Source organism: Paenibacillus sanfengchensis (genome assembly GCF_036864765.1).
GTDB classification, from domain to species: Bacteria; Bacillota; Bacilli; order Paenibacillales; family Paenibacillaceae; genus Fontibacillus; species Fontibacillus sanfengchensis.
The window spans coordinates 185,566-193,445 of record NZ_JBAGJC010000009.1 but is presented as its reverse complement, the minus strand read 5'-3'; the positions used below and the strand labels follow the sequence as shown (position 1 = coordinate 193,445).

Sequence of the window (7,880 nt, the reverse complement as noted above, 5' to 3'; positions counted from 1 at the left end):
CCCCCTCAAGATGAGATTTCCCAATTAGTAAGACCCCTTGAAGACGACGAGGTTGATAGGCCTGGGGTGGAAGTGCAGCAATGCATGGAGCTGACAGGTACTAATCGGTCGAGGGCTTATCCAAAAACAACTCCAAAAAGTGGCGTCAGGCTGAACAAGCCGATCTGAGCACTTGAGGAGACTAAAACGCAAAGCACGTTTCGTATCCAGTTTTCAGGTGATCAAACATCTGAACACGTTTGGTGGCGATGGCGGAGGGGTTCCACGCGTACCCATCCCGAACACGACCGTTAAGCCCTCCAGCGCCGATGGTACTTGGACCGAAGGGTCCTGGGAGAGTAGGACGCCGCCAAGCAACTAAGAAAGAGCACTACCGTATGAAGCGGTGGTGCTCTTTTTGTATGCCCTAATACAAATTGATGCAAATCTGCAGGTATTTCCGAACGTTTGTGCCCCGAAGAGCGAAAAGGATGCAAATGTGCAGGAATTTTCGGCCCTTTCCCCCGAAGGGAACCTCAGCAGCAACAAAAGCCTGCAGATTTGCAGGAATTTCGCTCAGCGGGGGTTATCTCCCCAATAATTCCTGCAGATTTGCAGGAATTCATATTCACAAGAAGCTATAACTGAGGTCTGACAATTTGCCTAGCAAAGTCAGGCTTAGGAAGCATTGCAAAAATCATGCTTGGTGGCGATGGCGGGGTTCCACGCTTGCCCATGCCGAACATGACCATTATGCCCTCCAGCGCAAGGGTACTTGGACCGAAGGCCTGGGAGAGTAGGACGGGCCGCCAAACAAATCGAAAGAGCACTACCATATGAAGCGGTGGTGCTCTCTTCGGGAGACTTCGGGGGTTGTATACCTTAAAGTCATTTATAATTTGATTTCCAGTATTTTATTATACTGATATACTGGAGGAAAAAGATGGAGATAAAAATTAGTTTATTATTCTCATACGGCTGTGGTATTAGACATTTTTCCCGACAGATCATCAGTTAATTAAATCGATTTCCGGTAGACGATGGATACCTGATTCAGGTAGGAAGAGCGAATACATTTACACAAATACGGCCTTGCGACTGCCCGGTCGCCGAGAGGCATATCAAGGAAGCGGACTCAGGCGACAACCCCGCAAACCTACCGCGTCGCGAAGGCCGCGTTGGACCCTTTAAGGTTCTTGGGCCCGTAAACCACCGAACCGTTATAAGAAATTGCCGCAAATCATTTATGAAAGGATAACGACGATGGAAAGATATAAAAGTCTGTCCGGAAGGCAATTGATTATTGATACATACGACATGTTGTTAAACTCTTGGGATTCGGACTGCGAAGAGAGGGATATAGAAACTACTTATGGATTGACACATGTGATTATTGCTGGCGATCGTCAGAAGCCTTCTTTACTACTATTTCATGGAACTGCCGATAATTCAGCGATGATGTGGATATATAACATAAAGGAGTTATCACAGAAGTTTTACATCATTGCGGTTGATGCGATTGGAGGTTCAGGAAAAAGTGAACCTAATGAAGAATATTTCAAAAGCTTTAATCAAGTGATTTGGATTGACGACATACTAAACGCATTAGAAATACATACTACAAATATATGTGGGGTTTCATATGGCGCATACTTATCTTATTACTATGCATTAAGGAGACCCAACAAGGTAACCAAGGCCATCTGCCTGGCAGGCAGAATCCCTACAAGTCAATTTGAGATTTTTTCAAAAATGATGGCTGCTTTTTTACCGGAGGCGCTGTTTCCAACAGAGAAGAATTGTAGAAAATTACTAAGAAAATTAAGCGGGCCAAACTTCTCCAAGTTTGAAGAGAATGACGTTCTTATGAAGCACTGGTTTTATTTATTGAAGTACTTTAACAATAGATCAATGGCGCAACATAAAATTGAAATACATAGTGACTTAGAGTTATCTGAACTGAGAGAAAAGGGAGTATTCCTAATTGGAGAATATGATAGATTAACTAATTATCCTAAAGCTATAAAGAGACTTGAGGATAATAAGTTAAATTACAAAATCATTAAGGATGCAGGACATGCAATAAATCATGAGCAGGCTGAACTGATCAACGAGGAGATTTCAAGACTGTTAACATAACATCTCAAGCAATATTTGAAGAAGGCGGCAACATCTAACACCGTATTTTCGCATCGGGCTGCATTAGCTGACACTATTGTAAAGACTAGAGGATAAGAATCACGTATAATCATAGAAAGAGCCCAAGACAACAAAAGACCCAGCCTAAGATAGGAGCTATCTAAGGCTGGGTCTTTTCGTGAATACAAGAACGTTAGATTACTTTAGTACAACGAATAAGAACAAACTTAAAGGAGGATCATATGTCGAATCTCCCAAAGATAACTCAAAGCACAAATGATGAAACAAGTTATATTAGAAGAAAACTCATTGAGTTCAATTCTAAACATGTGCCGAATGGAACTTATGAAGAAATTAATTTATGTGTGAAGGATGATAATGGAGGAATTATAGCGGGTCTCAATAGTGCAATATGCTGGAACTGGATGGAGATTGATATTTTATGGGTAGATGATAATCATCGTGGACAAGGACTTGGTAAGGTATTATTAAAAGAAGCAGAAAAAATAGCAAAAGCAAAAAGTTGTACGTTTATTAAGCTAAACACTTTCAGTTTTCAAGCTCCCGAATTCTATAAAAAATATGGTTACGAGGTAATAGCAATCATCGAAAATGCACCTTTAGGAAAAAAACACTATTATTACAAAAAGGAACTCAATTAAACGTATGTTATTCGAGAGGGCATTAACATCGTCTAACACCATATTCACGCGTCGTCGCTTACGGCAGGGGTAGAAGATAAAAAGAAGAGGGCCGCAGGAGCCCTTAATTCATTTACTTTCCGAAACATTTTGTACTGAAGATAGAGCGTCTTCATAAAGAAATGGGTGTGTTGAAGGTTATCGGGAAGAGATTCTCGGATAATTTTAGATACTGCAAGGGCTCAGCTAAAACTTCTAATGGTTCAATCAATGATTCAATCAATGACTTCGCTCCTCTTTTAACTCTACAGGGTTTTTACATATACCCTCATAGAATTTATGTAAGGATAATTATTAACTCCCTAAGGTGAAATGATGTCTTTGAATTGAAAAAATGTACTTAAAAGATAATATATTGAGCATGGGAGGGGTATTTTTGATAAAGTGCAATCTTAGAATTTTAATGGCCGAACATCGAATCGATGATATAACAGAATTAATGAATAAATCAGGACTGAGTAGAAATTCGATTAATAAACTGTACAAAGAAATAAATATTGGAACGACAAAATTAGAAACATTATTAAAGCTGTGTGATACATTTGAGTGCAAATTATCGGATTTAATTGAATACACACCTGAAACATAACAACATTAAACGATGTGGGGCACTCATAGAGAATCCTGTTGTATAATAATGTATCTACGCTGCGGGCAATTCGCCGCTTGGTTGTCAGATGTAAAGGCACAGAAGAATATTCAGACAACAAACGCCCAAGCCTAAGACATGAGCTATCTAAGGTTGAGGCGTCTCGTAAATACGAAAACGTTATAGGAAGTTATCGCAAGTTATTGAATCTCAATTGAAAACCAAAACATAGGTACTCAAAGGGGGGATTGGTTTGAAATATAATCAATTAATTATCTCGTCAATGCTATTTCTGGCTATACTATTAATTGTTTCTGGATGTAGTAATCAATCTATTGAAGAAGAGAAAATTGCTTATATATCTGCGAATGTCAATTCAGAATACGAAAAGGTATTTGAAAAAATGGGTTTGGGGGTTTTATTTGATTATAATTTAAAATTACCACACGCAAATCGAAGTTGGGTAACTATTTGGGTTGAGGGGTATAAAAAGGGGAGTAATAAACCTATTCATTTAACCGAATTGTCCTATGGATTAAGTCCTAATAAAGATGAAGAAGGTCATATGGGGTTTGGAATTATTAACCCTAACAGCGATTATCCATCATTCTTTTTATATTCTCCATCCACAAGCATAGCCCCTCATAATATAGATGAAAATATTTTTTACAAAGAAGGAACTATTAGTTCCTGGGACTATGCCATTGGAAATGAAGCAATTAGTTTGGAAGCGGGAGAAACCCAAATATTAGCAGTTTATCGAGAAAATGAGAATTCTTTAAATACCTACGATTACCAAGAAATGAATTCTATAAAACAAATGATTGACGAGGATTTAACAGTGTTATTACTCAAAATAAAAGTGGAAGAAAGGTATGATTAAGTAATTCTAAGAAGGCGCTGACATCCTATAACATCATATTCACAGGGCTATCGCCTCTTGGTTGTCAGATGAATAATCGAAGAAGTAAGCTCGGACAACAAATGCCCCAGCCTAAGATAAGAGTTATCTAAGGCTTGGGCGTTTCGTAAATACGGGAACGGTATACGAGACCACCCAAACATGTCAAATAAAATCGTCTCGTAATTCTAATAAGAGGTGAGATTATTGAATACTAATTTATTGATTCGGGATTTTAATGACGATGATTCCGGAATGGTATCAAGCATTATCAGAGAAAATTTAATAAATGTAAACATCAAAGATTATCCAGAAAAGATAATAAAGAATATGAGTAGAATCTTCACCCCAGAATATATATCTTCAATATCAAAAATCAGAAAAGTATATGTTGTAGTTGAAGGTAATAAGATAATCGGTACTGCAAGTCTTGATCAAGATACCATATACACAGTCTTTATTGATATTCACTACCACAATAAGGGAATTGGTAGAGTTTTGATTGATTTTATTGAACGAATAGCTCTTGATTCCGGGACTACATCGCTTAAGCTTCCTAGTAGCATTACGGCACAAGGATTTTATGAGAAGCTTGGATACCATGCTTTAGAAATAATAGAGTCTGAAGACTTTGGTAGAGATATAATAATGTCAAAGAATTTAATCAAGGAATAAGGTGTCGAAGAACTATTTGGTCTTCCCGAGGTTTTTCCAGTAACATGGAGTCGGGCAAACAATGCTACGAGGCTAAGTAATGATGGGTATAGGCTAGAGAATAATGAGTTATCCAAGATGAGCCCGTGGTCATTAATTATTGATAATAGAATAGTAAAGATTGTAGAAAGATTATTCGATTATAGAACCGGAGAAGCACGGTTCGCCATTAGGCCATGGCTAAGAATAGATGATGAATTAAACAGTAGGAGGGTTGATGAATCATGGTTGGATAGCAACCTACGGTTCAAAGGATGAAATGAGCATTCAAATTAGCTTTGCGTCACAAGGAGGGTCAGGATCTGCTACGCCTGATTTATCCATTGAGGAAGATGATATTGATGAGGTAGATGATATTGTTGATGAGGTTTATAAACGAATGAAAGATGCAGGCTTCAATATTGAATATGGACCAGCAGATGAACCATGGGGTGTGCGGAGATTCTATGTTCGGGATCCATATAATCAAATTGTTAATATTCTTGCGCATAACAAAAATTAGATAAACAATAATCAGGGTAGAAGCTTTTCCTCTGGAAGAGTTGAATGTATTTCGAGAGGCCGGGAACTTTCGATAACACCGTATTCACGCAACGGGTCAACTGCACGGACCTCGGTCGCCGGAAGCATGGGTATTAAAGCGGATTCAGGCGACAATCCTGCAAAGAAGAATAAAGTACGTTGGAGGAGGTTATTCCTATGGCAATAAGTACTCTTTGGGAATTAATAAATGATTCCATAAAGTATGGTGCAGAACAAATAGAATGGTTAACTAAAGAATTATCAACGAAGACGAGCAAAGAGATTATTCAGTTCGAAATAGAGTTTCAGAATAAGATGATACAGTCATATACTTCATCATTATGGGGTGCAGCCTTTGTAATTATGGGAGGATGTTCGGATGATGGATTTGATTATTTCAGGGGCTGGTTAATCTCTCGAGGAGAAGAAGTTTTCAATCAAGCTTTGAAGAATCCTGAATTTTTAGCTGGATTTTTAACTGACGATTATTTACAGGAAGATGAATTTGCACCTCAATTAGAAGAGATGTTGTCAGTGGCTTCAGATGCTTACACTTATCAAAAGACCGGAACGTACGAGTATAACGATAATGCAAACACGGAGTTTTTGAATGAATTGGAAGCTCACGGATATAATTTTGAACCAATAGATATTGAAATTGATTGGAAGGAAGAAGAACTGGAAGTTAGATACCCTCTATTGTGGGCAAGATTTGGAGAAGAGCCACTGACATAGGGAACGCTTCGAAGGCGGGGACATCTTACAACACAATATTCACGCAGCGGGCAGCCTGATTTGGTCCGCCCGGGGTTTTCGAGATGTGGAATCAGGAGGACAACCCTGCGCACCTGACCGCGCTACGGCCGACTGCTCGAGCTGCATTAAGCCTCTCGGGTTCGTTGATACAAAAGCGTTATAGGAGATTACATAAAAAACTTGAGGCTCAGGGGGTGATCTTCTGATTCAATATCAATTGAAGAACTGGAAGGACATTGTACCCTGGCGAGACGGCAATAATCCAATGTTACACTGGTTTGCATTAACCGACTCTCATTACTGGTTTAATTTTAAAGGCGTTGAGTTCCCTAAATATAGTGATGAAATCATTAAAGAATGGGAGCCAGAGGATGATTCTAAATTTGTGGATTATCAATTTGCCAGGATATTTTGGGACATTTGCGAAGTTATTCGGCATGTAGAAATTCCAGTTCCAAACGAGCTTTTTCAGAAGATAAATTCATTGGGAAAGCTAAAGGAATACATACAGTCGTTAAAAGCTTGGATCGAATTAGCTTGGGATGAAAGTGACGAACAATTTGATGAAGTGTACGAGGTGGCTCGAGGTTGGCTTTACTGTAGAAGGCTGGATTTTGGATATTTAACAGGAGGTCCTGATTGTTTTTTAATAAGAAATGAGGATCAGTTACATATTTATTGGTTTGCTGAGTATGAAAATGATAAAGGTGTTTCATTATGGGCCAGCCCTAAAGGGACATTCTCCTGTAACTATTCCGAATTTATAGAGGGGCTGGTAAAGAGTTTTAAAGCATTTGGTTTAGATATGCATAAGCAGATTTCTGCATTGTTAGAAAGTAACCCTAAAGATTTGGAAATTGATCGTGAACAAATATTAACCAATCAAATTCAATACGAAGAACTCGTTTCAGCGTTCGAAAACAAGAAACTTCTTTATGCAGATACTCCTGATTGGAATATTGTTTTGAATAAGATGAATGAAATTTCAAAGCAAATGGAATCAAGATTTTAATTCAACACTATTAAACTGCTAATAAAGGCGTGACATACATGTTTGAAATTGAAGTGAAAGATGTATTTAAAATCAATGGTAGAGGATTTGTAATTGGGGGAGAAATAATTAATAGAGGTACTGTCTTAAAGAATGGCGATACATTAATTTGTAGAGACTGCAAAAGCAAAAAGGTACTTGTGAAGTCTATTGAAATGGTTAACTTCGGAAATAGAGAAATGAACTTAAATCGTATAGGATTGCTCGTAGACTTGGAGGAAAGTGAAGTAAAGTCACTAATAGGTAAAAGACTATATAAAGAAGGTTGATGAAATTTTCACAAGAAGTAAATAAAATAGATGAGATTGAAGATTCAAACATAGAACAGTTAGGCAGTAGGGAGGATGTAGTTAAAACTTTAGGCATGATTTTTCCCGATGCAGATTTTAGAGATCCTGCTTGGGGGACACTAGATAGGGAAGGATACTCAATAGAGTTTTAATATTGGCGAGGAGAATGATATTACTTCATTAATGTTACACGTTAGAGGAGACAATCGAGCATTGACTGCTATAAAGATGATTTGTG

Annotated in this window: 9 protein-coding genes, 2 rRNA genes and 1 pseudogene; all 12 read left to right on the top strand. The window is 38.2% G+C overall.

The genetic code is table 11. The annotated features are described in order from the left end of the window. Positions 1 to 124 (top strand): 23S ribosomal RNA (locus tag V4U84_RS19485); the annotation flags it as partial. A gap of 114 nt (positions 125 to 238) precedes the next feature. Beyond that, positions 239 to 355, top strand: a 5S ribosomal RNA gene (rrf, locus tag V4U84_RS19480). Positions 356 to 1,242: 887 nt separating this feature from the next. Continuing rightward, the gene (locus V4U84_RS19475) at positions 1,243 to 2,118 is read left to right on the top strand and encodes an alpha/beta fold hydrolase (protein ID WP_334075871.1); all 876 of its coding nucleotides are present in this window, start codon (positions 1,243 to 1,245) and stop codon (positions 2,116 to 2,118) included. A 242-nt stretch (positions 2,119 to 2,360) separates the two neighbouring features. Next, positions 2,361 to 2,780, top strand: coding sequence for a GNAT family N-acetyltransferase (locus V4U84_RS19470; protein WP_334075870.1), 420 nt, complete (start codon positions 2,361 to 2,363; stop codon positions 2,778 to 2,780). A gap of 400 nt (positions 2,781 to 3,180) precedes the next feature. Further along, positions 3,181 to 3,408 carry a helix-turn-helix domain-containing protein gene (locus V4U84_RS19465; protein WP_334075874.1) on the top strand — a complete coding sequence of 76 codons (228 nt, stop codon included), beginning with the start codon at positions 3,181 to 3,183 and terminating at the stop codon, positions 3,406 to 3,408. 253 nt (positions 3,409 to 3,661) lie between these two features. Further along, positions 3,662 to 4,291: a hypothetical protein gene (locus V4U84_RS19460; RefSeq protein WP_334075869.1), complete on the top strand. Its 630-nt coding sequence runs from the start codon at positions 3,662 to 3,664 to the stop codon at positions 4,289 to 4,291. Between the two features lie 225 nt (positions 4,292 to 4,516). Further along, positions 4,517 to 4,984, top strand: a complete 468-nt coding sequence (locus V4U84_RS19455) for a GNAT family N-acetyltransferase (RefSeq protein ID WP_334075868.1) — start codon at positions 4,517 to 4,519, stop codon at positions 4,982 to 4,984. A 253-nt stretch (positions 4,985 to 5,237) separates the two neighbouring features. Further along, positions 5,238 to 5,525: pseudogene (locus tag V4U84_RS19450) on the top strand (VOC family protein); the annotation flags it as partial. 197 nt (positions 5,526 to 5,722) lie between these two features. Beyond that, positions 5,723 to 6,280, top strand: coding sequence for a DUF4240 domain-containing protein (locus V4U84_RS19445; RefSeq protein WP_334075867.1), 558 nt, complete (start codon positions 5,723 to 5,725; stop codon positions 6,278 to 6,280). Between the two features lie 223 nt (positions 6,281 to 6,503). After that, entirely contained in the window at positions 6,504 to 7,313 is an 810-nt protein-coding gene (locus tag V4U84_RS19440) for a DUF5984 family protein (protein WP_334075873.1), read from the top strand. Between the two features lie 38 nt (positions 7,314 to 7,351). Continuing rightward, entirely contained in the window at positions 7,352 to 7,621 is a 270-nt protein-coding gene (locus V4U84_RS19435; protein ID WP_334075866.1) for a hypothetical protein, read from the top strand. Then, the gene (locus tag V4U84_RS19430) at positions 7,621 to 7,794 is read left to right on the top strand and encodes a hypothetical protein (protein ID WP_334077780.1); all 174 of its coding nucleotides are present in this window, start codon (positions 7,621 to 7,623) and stop codon (positions 7,792 to 7,794) included. Before V4U84_RS19435 ends, V4U84_RS19430 begins: the two co-directional genes overlap by 1 nt. The last annotated feature ends 86 nt before the right edge of the window (positions 7,795 to 7,880 follow it).

Excerpts from the sequence above, each read along its gene's own strand:
- V4U84_RS19470 (WP_334075870.1), top strand. The coding sequence starts at position 2,361 with ATGTCGAATCTCCCAAAGATAACTCAAAGCACAAATGATGAAACAAGT.
- V4U84_RS19475 (WP_334075871.1), top strand. The coding sequence starts at position 1,243 with ATGGAAAGATATAAAAGTCTGTCCGGAAGGCAATTGATTATTGATACA.
- V4U84_RS19445 (WP_334075867.1), top strand. The coding sequence starts at position 5,723 with ATGGCAATAAGTACTCTTTGGGAATTAATAAATGATTCCATAAAGTAT.
- V4U84_RS19435 (WP_334075866.1), top strand. The coding sequence starts at position 7,352 with ATGTTTGAAATTGAAGTGAAAGATGTATTTAAAATCAATGGTAGAGGA.
- V4U84_RS19430 (WP_334077780.1), top strand. The coding sequence starts at position 7,621 with ATGAAATTTTCACAAGAAGTAAATAAAATAGATGAGATTGAAGATTCA.
- V4U84_RS19465 (WP_334075874.1), top strand. The coding sequence starts at position 3,181 with ATGGGAGGGGTATTTTTGATAAAGTGCAATCTTAGAATTTTAATGGCC.